The 890-nt window shown below is 68.2% G+C and carries 1 pseudogene; it reads right to left on the reverse strand.

From position 1 onward, the window contains the following. A pseudogene (locus tag Y706_RS30545) lies at positions 1-843 on the reverse strand (alpha/beta fold hydrolase); the annotation flags it as partial. Positions 844-890: the final 47 nt, after the last annotated feature.

Below are 890 nucleotides of genomic sequence, written 5' to 3' on the forward strand. Positions count from 1 at the left end.
GACCAGCGGGAACCGCGATCCCCAGGGGCGCCCGTCCGGGGCCGGGGTGGAAGGTCCGGTGGATCCGTAGCAGCCGCCCAGGATGTTGATCGAAACGACGAAGTACTTGTCCGTGTCCACGGGAGCCCCGGGTCCGGCGAGCTGTTCCCACCAGCCGGGCTCCCCGCTCTCGCCGCGGGTCACGTGTGTGTCGCCGGTCAGGGCGTGTTCAATGAGCACGGCGTTGGAGGCGTCCGCGTTCAGGGTCCCCCACGTCTCGTAGGCGAGCACCACATCCGGCAACGGAGTCCCGGATTCGAGCTGCAGATCACCGATCCTGACGAACTGGACGGTCCCGTCAGGGGTCCGGGATGGTTTGGTTTCGGGAACACCCGTGCGGGTGACGGCAATCGTCATGCCCAGGGCATCCCCCAGCCGTGCCTCGGCGGCGGCGGTGTCCCGCAGGGTGACCAGCGGGAACCGCGATCCCCAGGGGCGCCCGTCCGGGGCCGGGGTGGAAGGTCCGGTGGATCCGTAGCAGCCGCCCAGGATGTTGATCGAAACGACGAAGTACTTGTCCGTGTCCACGGGAGCCCCGGGTCCGGCGAGCTGTTCCCACCAGCCGGGCTCCCCGCTCTCGCCGCGGGTCACGTGTGTGTCGCCGGTCAGGGCGTGTTCAATGAGCACGGCGTTGGAGGCGTCCGCGTTCAGGGTCCCCCACGTCTCGTAGGCGAGCACCACATCCGGCAACGGAGTCCCGGATTCGAGCTGCAGATCACCGATCCTGACGAACTGGACGGTCCCGTCAGGGGTCCGGGATGGTTTGGTTTCGGGAACACCCGTGCGGGTGACGGCAATCGTCATGTGAGGACCTATCTTCGCGCTTGCCCGCCGTCAGCTGACCGGCAGGG

The sequence above is a fragment of the Arthrobacter sp. I3 genome (assembly GCF_000520575.1).
GTDB classification, from domain to species: domain Bacteria; phylum Actinomycetota; class Actinomycetes; order Actinomycetales; family Micrococcaceae; genus Arthrobacter; species Arthrobacter humicola_A.